At 60.6% G+C, this 17,768-nt stretch carries 18 protein-coding genes; 9 read left to right on the top strand and 9 right to left on the bottom strand.

Going from position 1 to position 17,768, the window contains the following annotated elements; all coding sequences use genetic code 11:
* The first annotated feature begins 19 nt into the window (after nucleotides 1-19).
* On the top strand, nucleotides 20-2,635 hold the full coding sequence (mutS, locus tag ACR0LD_RS11085; RefSeq protein WP_480637406.1) for a DNA mismatch repair protein MutS: 2,616 nt from the start codon (nucleotides 20-22) through the stop codon (nucleotides 2,633-2,635).
* A 35-nt stretch (nucleotides 2,636-2,670) separates the two neighbouring features.
* Here mutS and ACR0LD_RS11080 read toward each other — a convergent pair whose 3' ends face one another.
* Together ACR0LD_RS11080 and hrcA are read right to left on the bottom strand one after the other, a co-directional pair.
* Nucleotides 2,671-3,234: a nucleotide exchange factor GrpE gene (locus ACR0LD_RS11080; protein ID WP_093963902.1), complete on the bottom strand. Its 564-nt coding sequence runs from the start codon at nucleotides 3,232-3,234 to the stop codon at nucleotides 2,671-2,673.
* Between the two features lie 10 nt (nucleotides 3,235-3,244).
* Nucleotides 3,245-4,309 carry a heat-inducible transcriptional repressor HrcA gene (gene hrcA / locus ACR0LD_RS11075; protein ID WP_170342649.1) on the bottom strand — a complete coding sequence of 355 codons (1,065 nt, stop codon included), beginning with the start codon at nucleotides 4,307-4,309 and terminating at the stop codon, nucleotides 3,245-3,247.
* Between the two features lie 113 nt (nucleotides 4,310-4,422).
* On the opposite strand from hrcA, the gene rph reads away from it, so the two are divergent.
* The 4 genes from rph to ACR0LD_RS11055 are packed head-to-tail and all read left to right on the top strand — an operon-like array spanning nucleotide 4,423 to nucleotide 7,247.
* Nucleotides 4,423-5,136: a ribonuclease PH gene (gene rph / locus ACR0LD_RS11070; RefSeq protein ID WP_480636959.1), complete on the top strand. Its 714-nt coding sequence runs from the start codon at nucleotides 4,423-4,425 to the stop codon at nucleotides 5,134-5,136.
* Nucleotides 5,133-5,747, top strand: coding sequence for an RdgB/HAM1 family non-canonical purine NTP pyrophosphatase (gene rdgB / locus ACR0LD_RS11065; RefSeq protein WP_170361113.1), 615 nt, complete (start codon nucleotides 5,133-5,135; stop codon nucleotides 5,745-5,747). Before rph ends, rdgB begins: the two co-directional genes overlap by 4 nt.
* Nucleotides 5,737-6,891, top strand: coding sequence for a radical SAM family heme chaperone HemW (gene hemW, locus ACR0LD_RS11060; protein WP_480636957.1), 1,155 nt, complete (start codon nucleotides 5,737-5,739; stop codon nucleotides 6,889-6,891). Before rdgB ends, hemW begins: the two co-directional genes overlap by 11 nt.
* A 2-nt stretch (nucleotides 6,892-6,893) precedes the next feature.
* Nucleotides 6,894-7,247: a YbaN family protein gene (locus ACR0LD_RS11055; protein ID WP_170361108.1), complete on the top strand. Its 354-nt coding sequence runs from the start codon at nucleotides 6,894-6,896 to the stop codon at nucleotides 7,245-7,247.
* Here ACR0LD_RS11055 and ACR0LD_RS11050 read toward each other — a convergent pair.
* The 7 genes from ACR0LD_RS11050 to ACR0LD_RS11020 form a co-directional block, all read right to left on the bottom strand.
* Entirely contained in the window at nucleotides 7,237-8,133 is an 897-nt protein-coding gene (locus ACR0LD_RS11050; RefSeq protein ID WP_480636955.1) for a ParB/RepB/Spo0J family partition protein, read from the bottom strand. The genes ACR0LD_RS11055 and ACR0LD_RS11050 overlap by 11 nt on opposite strands.
* Nucleotides 8,134-8,153: 20 nt before the next feature.
* A complete protein-coding gene (locus ACR0LD_RS11045; protein WP_315901682.1) occupies nucleotides 8,154-8,957 on the bottom strand; it encodes a ParA family protein in 804 nt (267 codons plus the stop codon).
* Nucleotides 8,950-9,573 carry a 16S rRNA (guanine(527)-N(7))-methyltransferase RsmG gene (gene rsmG / locus ACR0LD_RS11040; RefSeq protein WP_480636953.1) on the bottom strand — a complete coding sequence of 208 codons (624 nt, stop codon included), beginning with the start codon at nucleotides 9,571-9,573 and terminating at the stop codon, nucleotides 8,950-8,952. Before rsmG ends, ACR0LD_RS11045 begins: the two co-directional genes overlap by 8 nt.
* On the bottom strand, nucleotides 9,570-11,438 hold the full coding sequence (gene mnmG, locus ACR0LD_RS11035) for a tRNA uridine-5-carboxymethylaminomethyl(34) synthesis enzyme MnmG (RefSeq protein ID WP_480636951.1): 1,869 nt from the start codon (nucleotides 11,436-11,438) through the stop codon (nucleotides 9,570-9,572). The genes rsmG and mnmG overlap by 4 nt, the downstream gene beginning before the upstream one ends.
* 12 nt (nucleotides 11,439-11,450) lie before the next feature.
* Nucleotides 11,451-12,737: a tRNA uridine-5-carboxymethylaminomethyl(34) synthesis GTPase MnmE gene (mnmE, locus tag ACR0LD_RS11030; protein WP_480636950.1), complete on the bottom strand. Its 1,287-nt coding sequence runs from the start codon at nucleotides 12,735-12,737 to the stop codon at nucleotides 11,451-11,453.
* Nucleotides 12,738-12,768: 31 nt separating this feature from the next.
* The gene (gene rho, locus ACR0LD_RS11025) at nucleotides 12,769-14,040 is read right to left on the bottom strand and encodes a transcription termination factor Rho (RefSeq protein ID WP_170342621.1); all 1,272 of its coding nucleotides are present in this window, start codon (nucleotides 14,038-14,040) and stop codon (nucleotides 12,769-12,771) included.
* 135 nt (nucleotides 14,041-14,175) lie between these two features.
* On the bottom strand, nucleotides 14,176-14,625 hold the full coding sequence (locus ACR0LD_RS11020; RefSeq protein WP_170525529.1) for a CopD family protein: 450 nt from the start codon (nucleotides 14,623-14,625) through the stop codon (nucleotides 14,176-14,178).
* 403 nt (nucleotides 14,626-15,028) lie between these two features.
* Here ACR0LD_RS11020 and ACR0LD_RS11015 point away from each other — a divergent pair, with 403 nt between their 5' ends.
* Genes ACR0LD_RS11015 through dnaQ form a run of 4 tightly spaced genes read left to right on the top strand, consistent with a single transcriptional unit; the run spans nucleotide 15,029 to nucleotide 17,763 of the window.
* Nucleotides 15,029-15,628 carry a Maf family protein gene (locus ACR0LD_RS11015; RefSeq protein ID WP_480636947.1) on the top strand — a complete coding sequence of 200 codons (600 nt, stop codon included), beginning with the start codon at nucleotides 15,029-15,031 and terminating at the stop codon, nucleotides 15,626-15,628.
* A complete protein-coding gene (locus ACR0LD_RS11010; protein WP_170433534.1) occupies nucleotides 15,625-16,458 on the top strand; it encodes a shikimate dehydrogenase in 834 nt (277 codons plus the stop codon). The genes ACR0LD_RS11015 and ACR0LD_RS11010 overlap by 4 nt, the downstream gene beginning before the upstream one ends.
* Complete coding sequence (coaE, locus tag ACR0LD_RS11005) at nucleotides 16,455-17,048, top strand: dephospho-CoA kinase (protein WP_480636945.1); 594 nt, start codon at nucleotides 16,455-16,457, stop codon at nucleotides 17,046-17,048. Before ACR0LD_RS11010 ends, coaE begins: the two co-directional genes overlap by 4 nt.
* A complete protein-coding gene (gene dnaQ, locus ACR0LD_RS11000) occupies nucleotides 17,041-17,763 on the top strand; it encodes a DNA polymerase III subunit epsilon (protein ID WP_480636944.1) in 723 nt (240 codons plus the stop codon). Before coaE ends, dnaQ begins: the two co-directional genes overlap by 8 nt.
* Nucleotides 17,764-17,768: the final 5 nt, after the last annotated feature.

Raw genomic sequence — 17,768 nt, 5'->3', positions numbered from 1 at the left:
CTTGTCCAACGTCACGCCGATGATGGCGCAATACCTGGAAATCAAAGAGGCCCACAAAGACGCCCTGCTGTTCTACCGCATGGGCGATTTCTACGAGATGTTCTTTGAAGACGCCGTGAACGCCGCCGAGGCGCTGGACATCGCCCTGACCAAGCGCGGCAAGCACAATGGCGACGACATCCCCATGTGCGGCGTGCCGGTGCATTCGGCCGAGGGCTATCTGCTGACGCTGATCCGCAAGGGCTTTCGCGTCGCGGTCTGCGAACAGATGGAAAGCCCGGCCGAGGCCAAAAAAAGAGGCTCTAAATCGGTGGTAAAGCGCGATGTCGTGCGCCTTGTCACCCCCGGCACCCTGACCGAAGACGCCCTGCTGGAGGCACGTCGCCACAACTTTCTGGCCGCCTATGCCGAGGTGCGCGACGAGGCCGCGCTGGCCTGGGCCGACATTTCGACCGGGGCGTTTCACGTGATGCCGCTGACCTCGGTGCGCCTCAGCCCCGAGCTGGCCCGGCTGGCCCCGTCCGAGCTGATCGTGGCCGATGGATCCGAGGCCAATCTGCGCGACACGGTCGGTGACCTTGGCATCGCACTCACCCCCATCGGGCGGGCCAGTTTCGACAGCACTGCGGCGGAAAAACGCATCTGCGGGTTGTTTCACGTGGGCACGCTGGACGCGTTCGGCAGCTTTGGCCGGGCCGAGATCTCGGCCATGGGCGCGCTGATCGACTATCTGGAGATCACGCAGAAGGGCAAACTGCCGCTGCTGCAGACGCCGATGAAGGAATCCGAGGATCGCGTCGTGCAGATCGACGCGGCCACCCGCCGCAACCTGGAATTGACACGGTCCTTGTCGGGCGGACGGGCCGGGTCGCTGCTGTCGGTGGTGGACCGCACGGTGACCCCGGGCGGCGCGCGCCTGTTGGAACAACGCCTGTCCAGCCCCTCGCGCAATCTAGATGTGATCCATGCCCGACTGGACGCGGTCGATTTTGCCGCGCAGGACAGCCTGATCGCCGCCGATCTGCGCGAGGCGCTGCGCAAGACGCCCGATCTAGACCGCGCCCTGTCGCGCCTGTCGCTGGAGCGCGGCGGCCCGCGCGATCTGGCCGCCATCCGCAACGGGCTGGCACAGGCGCAGGCGATTGCCGAGATCTGCGCCGGTCAGGACCTGCCGGTGCTGCTGGCGACCGCGGTGCAGAACCTTGTGGGCTTCGACGACCTGCTCGACCTGCTGGATCAGGCGCTGGTCGCCGACCCGCCGCTGCTGGCGCGCGATGGCGGCTTCATCGCCCCCGGTTTCGACGCCGAACTGGACGAGGCCCGCACCCTGCGCGACGAGGGGCGCTCGGTCATTGCCGGGTTTCAGCAGAAATACGCGGAACATACCGGCATCGCCTCGTTGAAGATCAAGCACAACAACGTGCTGGGCTATTTCATCGAAACCACGGCCACCCATGCCGAAAAGATGCTGAACCCGCCGTTCAGCGAGACCTATATCCATCGCCAGACCACCGCTAACCAGGTGCGGTTCACCACGGTCGAACTCAGCGAGATCGAAACCCGCATCCTGAACGCCGGAAACCTGGCGCTTGAGATCGAAAAGCGGCTCTATAAAAGGCTTTCTGACGAGATTCTAGCCCAAGCTGCCCGCGTCAATCAGGCCGCGCGAGGGCTGGCCGAGTTGGACCTGACCACCGCGCTGGCCGATCTGGCGCGGGGCGAGAACTGGTGCCGCCCTCAGGTGGACGGCTCGCGCGCCTTCGACATCGTCGCGGGCCGCCACCCGGTGGTGGAACACGCGCTGCGCCAGCAATCCGGTGATGCTTTCATCGCCAATGACTGCGACCTCAGCGCAGAGGACGGAGCGGCCATCTGGTTGCTGACCGGTCCGAACATGGCGGGTAAATCGACCTTCCTGCGCCAGAACGCGCTGATCGCGCTGCTGGCGCAAATGGGCAGTTTCGTTCCAGCCGAACGCGCGCATATCGGACTGGTCAGCCAGTTGTTCAGCCGCGTGGGCGCCTCCGACGATCTGGCGCGGGGCCGGTCGACCTTCATGGTCGAGATGGTGGAAACCGCGGCCATCCTCAACCAGGCCGATGACCGGGCGTTGGTGATCCTCGATGAAATCGGGCGCGGCACCGCCACCTATGACGGCCTGTCCATCGCCTGGGCCACGCTGGAACATCTGCACGCCGCCAACCGCTGCCGCGCCCTGTTCGCCACCCATTACCACGAACTGACCGCGCTGGCCGGCAAGCTGGAGGGCGTCGAAAACGCCACCGTCGCGGTCAAGGAATGGGAGGGCGAGGTGATCTTCCTGCACGAGGTCCACAAGGGCGCGGCCGACCGGTCCTATGGCGTGCAGGTCGCGCAACTGGCGGGCTTGCCGGCTTCGGTCGTCGAGCGCGCACGGGTGGTTCTGGACCAGTTGGAGAAGACCGAGCGCGAGGGCGGCAAGCAAAAAGCGCTGATCGATGATCTGCCGCTGTTTTCCGCAGCACCGCCCCCGCCGCCACCGGTTGCGAAGGCCTCGCCAATCACCGACATGCTGGACCAGATCCTGCCGGACGAGTTGACCCCGCGCGAAGCGCTGGACCTGATCTACAAACTGAAAGAGGCGGCCAAATCCTGACCGCCCCATTCAATTGTCAGTGAAGCACTGGCCCGTCAGCTGGCCGGGGTCGAGCTGACCCCCACCTGCGCCGGACGCAGCAGGCGGTCATGCAGCATGAACCCTTCGGCCGAGACCTGGATGATCTCGCCCGCTTTGGTGCCCGGCACAGGGGCTTCGAACATGGCTTCGTGCAGATTCGGGTCGAACTTGTCGCCAACCTCGGGTGTGATCACCTCGATCCCGTGTTTCTGGAATACGTCCTTCAACACGCGCATGGTCAGCTCGACACCTTCGATCAGGCCGGCTGCGACCTCTTTCTGCTCGTCCGTAGCCGCCTCGAGCGCTCGTTTCATGTTGTCGTAGACCGGCAGCATGTCGCGCGCCAATTTGGACCCACCATACTGTTCGGCCTCACGGCGGGCCCTGTCGCCACGCTTGCGTGCGTTTTCCGCATCCGCCAGGGCGCGCATGAACTTGTCGCGCAACTCGTCGCGCTCGGCCTTCAGGGCATCCAGTTCCAGCGCTTCTTCGCTGATCTCGGCCATCTCCTCGGCCAGTTCTTCCGCCTCGGCAGTTGCAATGTCGTCCAGAAAGTCTTCGTTCTTCGGCTCTGCCATCTTTTACCCTCTAGCTCCGATCGGAAATCAGTTTCCCAACCAGTTGCGCCGTATAGTCCACGATCGGCACGATCCGCCCATAGTTCAAACGGGTCGGCCCGATCACGCCAACGGCGCCGATTATCTTTCGATCAGCGTTCATATAAGGAGACACCACCAAAGAGGAACCCGAAAGTGAGAAAAGTTTGTTCTCCGAGCCGATAAAAATGCGCACGCCTTCGCCTTCCTCGGTCAATTCGAGGAATTCGGCTATGTCACGCTTGCGTTCCAGATCGTCAAACAGGACCCGGATTCGCTCCAGCTCCTCTTCCTGACCGGTGTCGCCCAGCAGATTCGCCCGACCACGCACGATCAGACGCGCCGAGTCCGACGCCTCGCCCTCCCAGGCCGCAAGGCCGCTTTCCACAAGCTCGCGGGCCAGCACGTCGATCTCTTGCCTGCGCGCCGCAATCTCGGTCTGGATCATCCGGCGCACATCGGACAGTTTCCGGCCCTCGATCAGGGCGTTCAGGAAATTGGCCGCCTCACGCATCGAACTGGGCGTCTGACCCGGTGGTGGCGTGAACAGCCGGTTCTCCACATGGCCATCTGCGAAAACCAATACCACCAGGGCCCGGTCATGGCCCAGGGAAACGAACTCGATATGCTTGATTTCGGATTCGTGCTTGGGTGTCAGCACCAGCGACGCGCCATGCGTGACGTTCGACAAGGCGGCCCCGACGCGATCCAGCATACCGCTGACATCACCGGAATTGCTGCCCAGCGTCTCATCCAGCTTCTTGCGGTCGTCCTCGCCCAGGTCGCCAACTTCCAGCAGGCCGTCGACGAACATGCGCAGCCCAACCTGTGTGGGCACCCGGCCGGCGCTGACATGCGGACTGCCCAAAAGGCCCAGAAACTCGAGATCCTGCATGACATTGCGAACCGTTGCCGCGCTGACTTTTTCACTGAGCGACCGGCTGAGGGTGCGGCTGCCGACAGGCTCGCCGCTTTCCAGATAGCTTTCGACGATCAGGCGAAACACTTCCCGCGACCGGTCGTTCAACTCGTCCAGAATTTTGCTCGCTTCACTCATCGGTGGTTCCCTTGCTGGGTGGTCATTAAATAGCTGCCAACAGAAAGGTCAATCGGGGTTGCATCGCTGCCATGCCGGGCGTTATCCCCAAGCCAGCAGACAAAGGATATCTCATGCGACCCTCTGGACGAGATTTAAGCGAAATGCGCACGGTTTCAATCGAGACCGGGTTTACCAAACATGCCGAAGGTTCCTGCCTGATCAAGATCGGCGACACCCATGTTCTGTGTACCGCCACGATCGAGGATCGCGTGCCGCCTTTTATCAAGGGGTCGGGCCTGGGCTGGGTCACCGCCGAATACGGCATGCTGCCCCGCGCGACAAACACCCGGATGCGGCGTGAGGCCGCCAGTGGCAAACAGGGTGGCCGGACCGTCGAGATCCAGCGCCTGATCGGCCGCGCCCTGCGCGCCGGGGTCGACCGCGTCGCCTTGGGCGAACGCCAGATCACCGTGGATTGTGACGTGCTGCAGGCCGATGGCGGCACCCGTTGCGCCTCGATCACCGGCGGCTGGGTCGCGCTGCGGCTGGCGGTGAACAAGCTGATGAAGGCCGGTGACGTGATCTCGGACCCGCTGGTCGATCCGGTCGCCGCCGTATCCTGCGGCATCTATGCCGGCCAGCCGGTTCTGGACCTGGACTATCCCGAAGACAGCGAGGCCGGCGTTGACGGCAACTTCATCATGACCGGCTCGGGCAAGCTGATCGAGGTGCAGATGAGCGCCGAAGGTTCCGTCTTCAGCCGCGCGCAGATGGATCAGCTGATGGAACTGGCCGAAAAAGGCGTGTCCGAGCTGGTGGCCGCGCAAAAGGCCGTCACCGCATGACCCGCCGGTTCGAAGGTGATCGGCTGTTGGTGGCCACGCACAACAAAGGCAAGCTCGAGGAGATGGCCCATCTGCTCGAGCCCTTTGGCGTGACCGTCGTGGGCGCGGCCGAGATGAACCTGCCCGAACCCGAAGAGACCGAGGACACGTTCGTCGGCAACGCGCGCATCAAGGCCCACGCCGCCGCACAGGCCACCGGCCTGCCCGCCCTGTCCGACGATTCCGGCATCACCATCGATGCGCTGGACGGCGCGCCGGGCGTGTACACCGCCGACTGGGCCGAAACCGGAAATGGCCGCGATTTCCTGATGGCCATGACCCGCGCCCACACCGAGCTTGAGGCGCGCAACGCCCCGCATCCTCGCACCGCCCAGTTCCGCTGCACGCTGGTACTGGCTTGGCCCGACGGCCATGACGAGGTGTTCGAGGGCGTCGCACCCGGTCATCTGGTCTGGCCGATCCGCGGCAAGGACGGGTTCGGCTATGATCCGATGTTCGTCCCTGAAGGATTCGACATTACCTTTGCCGAGATGGATCGCTGGGAAAAGAACAAGATCAGCCATCGTGGTCGCGCGGTCGAGCTGTTCGTGAAAGGCTGCTTTGGCGGATGATTGGCGCAACGGGGGCTTTGGCCTGTACGTGCATTGGCCCTTTTGCGAGGCCAAGTGCCCCTATTGCGATTTCAACAGCCATGTTTCCAGAAATATTGATCAAAAACAATGGCTTGACGCCTATCTATCTGAACTGAAGCGCGCGGCCGCCGAAACCCCCGACCGGGTTCTGAACACGATCTTCTTTGGAGGCGGCACCCCATCGCTTATGGCGCCCGAAACCGTCGCCGCCGTGATCGACACCGCCCGCAGCCTTTGGCGGCCCGCCAATGACATGGAAATCACGCTCGAGGCCAATCCCGGCTCGGTCGACGCCGGACGGTTCGCCGCCTATCGCGATGCGGGCGTGAACCGGATCTCGATGGGCATTCAGGCGATGAATGACGAAGATCTGCGGCGGCTGGGCCGCATCCACAGCGTGGCCGAGGCACGCGCGGCCTTCGACATCGCTCGCACCTGTTTCGACCGGGTCAGCTTTGACCTGATCTATGCCCGCCAGTACCAGACGCTTGAAGCCTGGCGCGCCGAGCTGACCGAGGCGCTGTCGATGACGATCGACCATCTGTCGCTGTACCAGCTGACCATCGAGGCCGGCACCGCATTCGGCGACCGCTACTCTGTCGGCAAGCTGCGTGGCCTGCCCGAGGACGACAACGCAGCCGATATGTATCTGGCCACGCAAGAGATCTGCGAAGCCCACGGCATGCCCGCCTACGAGGTGTCGAACCACGCTGTTCCCGGGGCCGAGTCTCGGCACAACCTGATCTATTGGCGCTATGGCGATTATGTCGGCATCGGACCGGGCGCACATGGAAGGGTCACGGTGAACGGCCAACGGATCGCAACCGAAACCCATTTGGCTCCGACCGCGTGGCTGAATGCTGCCACGCAAGGAAATGGCGAAAAGCTGCGGACCCCGCTGACCGCCGAAGAACAAGCGAATGAATACCTCATGATGTGCCTTCGCTTGACTGGGGGTCTAGATATGGACCGTTTCAATTGCCTGTCCGGGCACCCTTTGCCGCAACGCAAACTGGGCTACCTGCAGGACATCGGAATGATCGCCCAAGACGGCCCCCGCGTTTCCGCCACTGCTGACGGCCGCGCGGTTCTCAATGCGGTGATCCGTGAGTTGCTGGATTAGTCATGCACTATTTGTGGGCCACATTTGGATTGCTCTGCGTCGCCTTGGCCATGATCGGCGTTGCCCTGCCCCTGCTGCCCACCGTTCCGTTCCTACTGTTGGCCGCCTTCTGTTTCGCGCGCTCTTCTTCCCGTCTGCACAACTGGCTGATGTCTCACCGAACCTTCGGTCCGTTAATCCTTGATTGGCAAACCTCGGGCGCGATCCGGCCAGCCGCAAAAAAGGCGGCGACCCTGTCGGTTGCCGCCGTCTTTGGTTTGTCGGTTCTGGTCTCTGTGCCCAGCCATGTCCTGATTATTCAGGCCGTGACCTTGGGCGCGGTGATGATCTTTATCTGGTCACGCCCTAACGGCTGAGCTTTGCGCAGAGATCATCCAGTTGATCCAGGTTTTCATAGGTCAGCACGACCTGCCCGGTCTCGGTTCCGGGCTTGTGGTTGATGACCACCTTCATCGCCAGAATCGCGGAAAGGTCTTTTTCCAAAGCCCGCGTATCTGCGTCCTTGCCTGCATTGAGGTCACGCGACCGCGGTGCGGGACGATCTTTGTCGCCCTGTTGCTGCTTCTTGACCAGCGCTTCGGTCGCGCGGACTGACAAGCCGTCTTTCACGACAGTTTTCGCCAGTTCGGACGGATTATCCGCAGTGATAAGGGCGCGCGCGTGTCCGGCCGAGATTTTACCTTCAATAACAAGGGCTTGAACGTCACCCGGCAGTGACAACAGCCTCAGAAGGTTGGCAATATGGCTGCGGCTTTTACCCAGGGCTTCGGCCAACTTTTCCTGGGTGTGGCCGAACCGATCCATCAACTGCTTGTAGCCAGCGGCCTCCTCCACGGCGTTCAGATCAGCGCGCTGGATGTTTTCGATGATGGCGACTTCAAGTACTTCGGTGTCGTCAAATTCGCGCACGATGACCGGAATGTCGTGCAACTGCGCCATCTGCGCGGCGCGCCAGCGGCGCTCACCCGCGACGATTTCATATTCGCCGCCGCCGACCGGGCGAACGATCAGGGGCTGGATAATCCCTTTCTCTTTGACCGAGGCAGCAAGCTCGTCCAGTTGATCCTGCGAGAATGTGCGGCGCGGCTGATTCGGGTTGGCCCGCAGCTTCTCGATCGGAACCTTCATGTCCGGCCGACGTGGTTCAGCCGTGACCCGGCCTTCAGGATCCTGTGATACATCCGCCATCAAGGCGGACAAGCCGCGCCCCAATCCGCGAGGTTTTCCTTTTCTGGCGCTCACTTCGCCCTCCTGACAGCCGCTCAGGCAGCCACTTTTTTGTTCTTTTGCATGATTTCGCGTGCCAGATGCCGGTACGCCATCGCCCCCAGAGACCCCGAGTCATATTGAAGGACCGGAAGTGCAAATGACGGCGCTTCGCTGACCCGGACATTTCTGGGTATCTTGGTTTTAAATACCATCTCTCCCAGATTGTCACGCGCATCCTTTTCGACCTGCCGGGACAAGTTGTTGCGGTTGTCATACATGGTCAACACAATACCTTCGATTCTGAGGTCTGGATTCGCGGACTGTCGAACCTCTCGAATCGTCAGCATCAGTTGCGACAGGCCTTCCAGCGCAAAGAACTCGCTTTGCAACGGAACCAACACCGAATGCGCCGCCACCATCGCGTTGACTGTCAGCAGATTGAGGGACGGCGGGCAGTCGATCAGAACAAAATCAAAACCGAATTTGTCGATCGCCGGTTGCCTGAGCGCGTCGTGCAGCAAGTAGCTGCGTTTTTCATTCGAGATCAGCTCAATATCTGCCGAGCTGAGGTCAACCGTGGCCGGAACGATACTGAGGTTTTCGATTTCGGTTTCCTGCACGACGGCCTCCAAGGGCGCCTCGTCCAGGATCAAATCATACGTGGTCCAATCACGATCCTCGACCCCAAGCCCGGTGGACGCATTTCCCTGCGGGTCCAGATCCACGACCAGAACCTTGCATCCTGCCTCGGCCAAACCCGCCGCCAGATTGATCGCTGTCGTGGTCTTGCCAACCCCACCCTTCTGATTGGCAACCGCCATGATACGAGGTCCTGCAGGGCGCGACAGATCAACCACATGAGACTCCTTTGATCTTCAGGATGACAGCCTGGGGGTCAGTTAAACTATTAGCTGTCTCCGTGAAAAAATTCCATTCCCGTTGGGCCGCGTCGATTTCTTTTTTCCAGGTGGCGCCTTTGGGAAACACGGCCACTCCATCTTCCTTTAAATGCCTGTCACAGAATGACAATAAAGTCGCCAGGTCCGCGAGCGCCCTTGCGGACAGGACGTCAGCGCCCAAGGGATCAACTGCCTCGATCCGCTTTGAAATCACCGAGCAGTTGGCCTGGGTTTCACGGATGACGGTCCGCAAAAACGCCGATTTTCTTTGATCGCTCTCAACCAGGGAAAATTCCGTCTCGGGCGATGCTTCAGCGGCCAGTATCGCGCAGACCAGCCCTGGAAATCCCCCACCGCTTCCCAGGTCGACCCAGTGGTTTTTTGGCTCAACCAAATTAAAGACCTGGATCGAGTCCTTTACGTGCCGCGACCAAACTTCAGGCAGAGTGCTGCGCGAAACCAAGTTAATCTTTGGATTCCACTTCCGCAGAAGATCGACAAAGATTGACAGCTTTTCGAATGTTTCACGTGAAACACTCAAGCCATCGGGCGAAGCGCACGAGTCGCCGTTCATGCCTTTTTTGCTCTCTGACTGCTTCTGAGTTTTGCCAGTACCAAGGTCAAAGCAGCAGGCGTAACACCCTCCACGCGGCTCGCCTGGGCAATGTTTGCCGGTCGCGCGGCTGACAGCTTTTGCTTCAACTCATTCGAAAGGCCTGTAAGCGAGGAGTAGTCAAAATCCGCGGGTATGGCATGGGTTTCGTCGCGCTTCATGGCTTCGACGTCTCGTTGTTGCCGAGCTATGTAGTTTGCATACAGCGCGTCCCTTTCGATCTGTCGGCGGGTGTCTTGGTCGACATCCTCCAGCTGCTGGATCAGCGGCACAAGATCCTCGAAGCACACGTTCGGAAATGCCAAGATTGCCATTCCGTCCCTGCGGTTACCATCCTGATTCACTTCGATCCCAGCTGCGCGAATCTCCTTGGGAGTATAGGTCCGTTCGGTCAGTACTGACTTCACAGCACTCAGCTTTTCCATTTTTGTTTCAAAAACCAGGCGACGATGATCCGATATACACCCAATCTCCAAGCCTTGCGGCGTAAGGCGTTGATCCGCATTGTCCGCGCGCAAGGACAGACGGAATTCGGCGCGCGAGGTGAACATCCGATACGGTTCCGCTACACCCCGTGTGGTCAGATCGTCAATCATCACACCAATATAGCTATTGGCTCGGGTAAAATGAATTGCATCTCGCCCCTGAACTTCCAGCGCGGCATTCAGGCCTGCGACTAAGCCCTGAGCGGCCGCCTCCTCATATCCTGTGGTTCCATTGATCTGCCCCGCAAGATATAGTCCTGGGATATCCGGCAAGGCCAAGGACGCGTTCAACACACGCGGGTCCACATAGTCGTATTCAATGGCGTAGCCCGGCTGTAAGATCTCTGCAGACTCAAGGCCTTTGATGGATCGGACATACTCGACTTGGACATCCTGCGGCAGCGAGGTCGAAATCCCGTTTGGATACACCGTGTGGTCATTGACCCCCTCAGGCTCCAGGAAAATCTGATGAGAGTCCTTATCCGCAAACCGAACGATCTTGTCTTCGATCGAAGGGCAATATCGCGGCCCCACTCCCTCGATATGCCCCCCATACATCGCAGAGCGACTCAGGTTCTTCTCGATAATTTCATGGGTTTGCGCGTTCGTGTGAGTGATACCGCAAGATATCTGCGGCGCCACCGGTGTTTTGGACAAGAATGAGAACATGGTCGGGTCATCATCACCGTCCTGCCGTTCCAATCCGTCCCAGTCGATCGTGCGCCCATCTAGGCGCGGAGGTGTCCCGGTTTTCAGCCGCGCCATCGGCAGGTCATAGCTATCCAACCGCTCAGCCAGTCGTACAGACGGCCTGTCGCCCATACGGCCTCCGGGCCTGTGAATATCGCCGATATGGATCACGCCCCGCAGAAACGTGCCCGAGGTCAGAATAACCGTTTTCGCAGGGATTTCAGATCCATCGGACAGAACCACCCCGACAACGCGATGACCGTCCATTCGGAAATCTATGACTTCTCCGGTAATGACTTCGAGGTTCTTGCGCGCCTTTGTTTCCTGTTGCATTGCAGCCCGGTACAGCGCGCGGTCGGCCTGCGCGCGGGGCCCTTGAACGGCAGGCCCTTTACGGCGATTCAGAAGGCGGAACTGGATTCCCGCCCGGTCTGCAACCCGCCCCATAACGCCGTCCATCGCGTCGATCTCTCGAACCAGGTGGCCTTTTCCAAGTCCGCCGATCGCCGGATTGCATGACATGACGCCGATGTCGGATTCCGAAAGTGTTACCAAAGCTGTCTGCGCACCCATCCGGGCCGCGGCATGGGCCGCCTCGGCCCCCGCATGCCCCGCTCCGATAACGACGACGTCAAACTCCGAATGTTTCACGTGAAACACTCCTCATTTACCCAAACAAAAGCTGGCGAAAATTTCGTCCAGCAGATTTTCCACATCTACTCGACCGACCAAAGACTCCAACGCGCGGATGGCGGTTCGCAGCTCTTCTGCTGCAATATCGTACAGGTCCGGGCCGGAATCCAGAACGCTGAGCGATTCGGACAGAGCGGCCGAGGATTTCAGCATTGCAACACGATGACGTTCTCGGGTGGCAATACCAGAACTTGCGGTTCGTTCTCTCAAGACTACCGATATGTTGTGGATCAGGCGGTCGATTCCCTGACCTGTCTTCCCCGATACACCCTCGGTCCCGTCTGAACGAAGGTCGGACTTCGGCAAAACCTGGATGTCGCCGGATTGCATACCGATTCCCAACGCTTCCGGGTCCTCGGTCAGAAATACGCGAAGGTCGGCATTTTCCGCCCGCTTTCTGGCCAGAGCGATCCCAAGACCCTCTACGTGGTCCTCGGTTTCGCGCAACCCGGCCGTATCCAGCAACGTGACCGGCAAGCCTGCCAGGTCCATCCGCACCTCGATAATATCGCGGGTGGTGCCTGCATATTCCGAAGTAATTGCCGCCTCTCGGCCCGCAAGCGCATTCAGCAAGGTCGACTTGCCCGCGTTCGGTGGGCCGACGATAGCCACTTCAAAGCCGGTGCGAATCCGCTCGGCAATCCTCACGCCCTTCGCCTCCCGCTCCAGATCCGCCATGACAGCAGTTACAAGCGATCGGACTTCGGGTGACACATCCGTTGGCACGTCTTCATCGGCAAAATCGATGACAGCCTCCAGCAATGAGGCCGCCCGGATCAAATCCCGCCGCCACCGTTCCGCCAGGTCGCCCAACTCGCCAGCCAAAATGGTCTGAGCCTGCTTGCGTTGGGCCTCGGTCTCTGCGTCGATCAGATCGGCCAAGCCTTCGACCTGGGCAAGGTCCATCTTCCCGTTTTCAAGAGCACGCCGGGTGAACTCGCCCGGCTCAGCCAGTCGCAGATCCGGCATTTCGGAAAAGACGCGCAGAACCGCGTTGACCGAAGCCGTGCTGCCATGGATCTGCAGCTCGGCCACATCTTCGCCGGTAAAGCTGGACGGGCCGTGGAAGGTCAGAACCAGCCCGTCATCCAGGCGCGACCCGTCAGGTGCTCGCAACTCACGCAGGCACATGCCACGCAACGGCAAATCTCCACCCGACAGAACCTTGGCCGCGTGGTGCGACTGCGGTCCTGACAGGCGGATCACAGCAACCCCTGCCTTGCCTTGCGCGCTGGCCAAGGCGAATATCGTATCCATTCGAAGGCCTCGCGTCGGTTACAAGACCGTATCAGGTATTCATCGAGTCGAAGAACTCGGAATTGGTCTTGGTCTGTTTCAACTTGGACAACAGGAACTCGATCGCGTCGGTTGTGCCCATCGGGTTGAGGATACGGCGCAGAACGAAGGTTTTGGCCAGATCGCCCTTGTCGACCAGCAGGTCCTCTTTCCGGGTGCCGGACTTGAGGATGTCGATGGCCGGGAACACCCGCTTGTCTGCGATCTTGCGATCCAGAACGATCTCCGAGTTACCTGTGCCCTTGAATTCTTCAAAGATCACTTCGTCCATCCGGCTGCCAGTGTCGATCAGCGCGGTGGCGATGATGGTCAGCGAACCGCCCTCTTCGATGTTGCGCGCCGCACCGAAGAACCGCTTGGGCCGCTGCAGCGCGTTGGCGTCCACACCACCGGTCAGAACCTTGCCCGACGACGGCACCACGGTGTTGAACGCTCTACCAAGTCTTGTGATCGAGTCGAGAAGAATAACAACATCTCGTTTGTGCTCGACCAGGCGCTTGGCTTTTTCGATCACCATCTCCGACACGGCCACATGGCGGGTCGCCGGTTCATCAAAGGTCGAGGATACCACCTCGCCCTTCACCGAACGCTGCATGTCCGTCACCTCTTCAGGGCGTTCGTCGATCAGCAGGACGATCAGGTAGCACTCCGGGTGGTTCCGCTCGATCGAGTGCGCGATGTTCTGCAGGATCACCGTTTTACCGGTCCGCGGCGGCGCCACGATCAGCGACCGCTGGCCCTTGCCGATCGGGGCGACCAGGTCGATCACACGGGCGGATTTGTCCTTGATGGTCGGATCCTCGATCTCCATCTTCAACCGCTCATCCGGATAGAGCGGCGTCAGGTTGTCGAACAGGATCTTGTGCTTGGCCTTTTCCGGGTCTTCGAAGTTGATCTTGGTCACCTTCGTCAGCGCAAAATAGCGCTCATTCTCGTCCGGAGCCTTTATCTCACCCTCGACCGTGTCGCCAGTGCGCAGCGAATGCTGGCGGATCATGTCGGGCGAGACATAGATGTCGTCCGGGCCGGGCAGATAGTTCGCCTCGGGCGAGCGCAGAAAGCCGAAGCCGTCCTGCAGCACCTCAAGCACGCCGTCGCCGCCCACGGTCCAGCCCTCGTCTGCGCGTTCGCGCAGGATCTGGAACATCATCTCGCCCTTGCGCATGGTCGAGGCGTTTTCGATCTCGAGCTCTTCGGCCATGGCCAGAAGGTCTTTGGGGCTTTTCGCCTTCAGATCGGACAGGTTCAGGGATTCGATTGTCATGATGATACGGACCTTGGCCGCAGAGGTGCGGCACAGCGTTGAATTTCAAACAGGAAGATGCGCCATCCGGACGGATGGGTTGATCTCTACATAAGGCGGGTCGCCGTCCGAGTCAAACCGGTGCGGAAATAGCCCTCAGAACTTCAGAATGACCGCCAGAACGATAATGACCATCAAAACGGTCGGAACCTCGTTCATCATGCGGTACTGGCGCCCTGTGAGCGTATTGCGGCCTTCGACGAAATCCTTGCGCCGGGCCATCAGCCAGTGATGAAACCAGGTCATGCCGATTACCGCTGCGCCCTTGACCCAGGGCCAGGCCCAGTCCCACCCGACGATGCCGGGAGTGAACACCATGATGAGGCCACAGACCCAGGCCACGATCATCGCCGGTCGCATGATCACGCGCAGCAGCTTTTCTTCCATTTCAAAGAAGATCTCAGGCGCGCCGTCGACGGTTTGTGCCTTTTCGACGTGATAGACGAACAGGCGTGGCAGATAGAACAGCCCTGCCATCCACGAGATAACCGCCATGATGTGCAGTGATTTCACCCAAGGGTACAGCGTGAAGAGAAGATCGGTCATCGGGTTTCCCGGCACTGGTCGGACCCTCCCTAATAAAAAAAATAGAAAAGAGAAAGGATGATGGTTTTGTAGGGTGGGCAAAATCCGTGGATTATTGTTTTGTCCGCCAGTTTTCCCCAGGTGGATGAATAAATTCCAAAACTGGGTGATTCTGGTGATTTCAGTTTTTACGTAATAAAAACAATAAGTTAAGTTACACACCGCGGATCTGACTTGGGGATAACTCAAGGGACATCTTTTGATGAACAGGAAATCCCAAGATCCCGAGTTATCCTTGTCCCGACCGGACAGTCTTTGAGCGACTCGGGGAAGTTTCAGGCCGAAATCGCGGGCTTGCGTGTCAACTGGAAAACCATACAAACCGTTCAAAACCAATGATCAACTTGCCCACGGGGTTTTCCACATGACTGTCCCCATCGTTCTTGCCTCGGGGTCCGAGATCCGCGCGCAGCTACTGCGGAACGCCCGAGTGCCGTTTTCCGTCCAGGTCGCCCGCGTGGACGAGGATACCGCCAAACGCGCGCTTCTGGCTGAGGGCGCGCCGCCCCGCGACATCGCCGACGCTCTGGCCGAGCTCAAGGCGCGCAAGATCAGTGACAAGACGCCCGGCGCGATGGTTCTGGGCTGTGACCAGGTTCTGGATTTCGACGGACGCCTGCTGTCCAAGCCCGAAACGCCCGAAGAGGCGCTGGCGCAGTTGAAGGCGATGCGCGGCAAGCGTCACATGCTGCTGTCGGCGGCGGTGATCTATCAGAACGGCGAACCGGTCTGGCGCCATGTCGGTCAGGTGCGGTTGCGGATGCGCGCCAGTTCGGATGCCTATCTGAAGGGCTATGTCGCGCGCAACTGGGACAGCATTCGCCATGCGGTCGGGGCCTACAAGCTGGAAGAAGAGGGTGTGCGTCTGTTCAGCAGCATTGACGGCGACTATTTTAACGTCTTGGGTATGCCCCTGCTGGAGCTGCTCAATTTTCTAGCGGTCCGAGGGGTGATCGAACAATGACCGACAAACGCATTCCACTGGCCGGAGTCATCGGACACCCGATTGCCCATTCCCGATCGCCTGCCCTGCATGGCTATTGGCTGAAGACCTATGGTTTGCCGGGCCATTATGTGCCGATGGATGTTGCGCCTGCCGATCTTGAAACGGTCCTGCGCTGCTTGCCCAAGGCCGGGTTCGTGGGGGCCAATGTTACTGTTCCGCACAAAGAGGCCGCGTTGCGCCTGGCCGATCATGTGTCGGACCGCGCCTCGGTGGTCGGGGCGGCGAACACGCTGGTGTTCCGGTCCGATGGCTCGATTCACGCAGACAATACCGACGGGTACGGGTTCATGCAGAACCTGCGCGCGGGCGCGCCGGATTGGGTGCCGCAGGATGGCCCGGCGGTGGTGTTCGGCGCGGGCGGGGCCGCGCGGGCGGTGCTGCAGGCGCTGGCCGAGGCCGGCGTGCCCGAGATCCTGCTGACCAACCGCACGCGGTCGCGCGCCGATCACCTTAAAGAGGAATTTGGCCAGCGCATCACCGTGGTCGATTGGGTCCAGGCCGGAAACGTGATCGAAAACGCCGAACTGGTGGTGAACACCACGTCGCTGGGTATGCAGGGTCAGCCCGAGCTGCGCGTCCCGCTGGACGGGTTGCAGCCGGGAACGGTGGTGACTGATCTGGTCTACACGCCGTTGAAGACCCGCCTTCTGGAACAGGCCGAGGCTGCGGGCTGTACCGTCGTCGATGGGCTGGGCATGTTGCTGCATCAGGCGGTGCCCGGGTTCGAGCGGTGGTTCGGCTTGCGCCCCGAGGTTACGGAAGAAACCCGCGCAGCGGTTCTGGGATGAGCTTTGCGCTGGGTCTGACCGGGTCGATCGGCATGGGCAAAAGCACCACCGCCGACCTGTTCGCGCAGGAAGGTTGCGCCGTGTGGGATGCCGACGCCGCGGTGCATCGGATGTATGCGGCAGGCGGCGCGGCGGTCGCACCGATCCGCGCGGCCTTCCCCGAGGCCATCGAGAATGGCGCTGTCAGCCGTGATGTCCTGAAACGGATCATCGGTGCCGATCCGACCGCGTTGAAACGGATCGAAGTCATCGTGCACCCGCTGGTGGCCCAGGATCGCGAGGCGTTTCGACAGGCGGCCAAGTCGGACATCCTTGTCTTTGACATCCCATTGCTTTTCGAAACCGGCGGCGACGCGCAGATGGATGCGGTGGCCTGCGTTTCGATCCCCCCGGACGAGCAGAAACGCCGCGTCATGGCGCGGGGCACGATGACCGAGGCGCAGTTCGAGCAGATCCGCGCCAAGCAGATGCCGAATGACGAAAAATGCGCGCGGGCGGATTTCGTGATCGTCACCGACACTCTGGACCATGCCCGCGCACAGGTGCAGGATGTGGTCAGGCAGATCAGGGCAGGACTGACAGATGCGTGAAATCGTACTGGATACGGAAACCACCGGATTCGATCCCGAAAGCGGCGACCGGATCGTCGAGATCGGGGCTATCGAGCTGTGGAACCACGTCGCCACGGGCGAGACCTATCACGTCTACATCAACCCCGAACGCTCGATGCCGGCCGAGGCCTTCGGCGTGCACGGCATCGGCCCTGACCTGCTGGAGCCGCCGCAACCTGCCGAACCGGGCCAGATCACCCTGAAGGACAAACCTGTCTTTGCGAAGGTCGGGCAGGCCTTCCGCGATTTCGTGGGGGATGCACGGCTGGTGATCCACAACGCTTCATTCGACATGAAGTTCCTCAATGCCGAGTTGGGATGGATGGGCCTGCCCCCGATTCCGATGGAGCAGGCGCTGGACACGCTGGCGATCTCGCGCAAGCGGTTTCCCGGCTCGCCCGCCTCGCTGGATGCGCTGTGCCGGCGGTTCAACATCGACAATTCGAACCGGGTTCTGCACGGTGCGTTGCTCGACTCGGAAATCCTGGCAGAAGTCTATCTGGAGCTGATCGGCGGACGCCAACCAGATTTTGGCCTGTCTTCGGCGTCTGCCGAAAGCTCAACCGGTGGCGACATTTGGCGCCCCGGTCCACGGCCCAACCCACTGCAGCCCCGGATTACCGAGGATGAGCGCGCTGCGCATGATGCATTTGTCGAAAAGCTGGGCGAAAACGCCCTGTGGTCCCGCACCTGATCTGG

This window comes from Ruegeria sp. BF8 (assembly GCF_056538625.1).
Note: the sequence above shows the minus strand (reverse complement) of the source record. Positions and strands in the feature narration are given on the sequence as shown.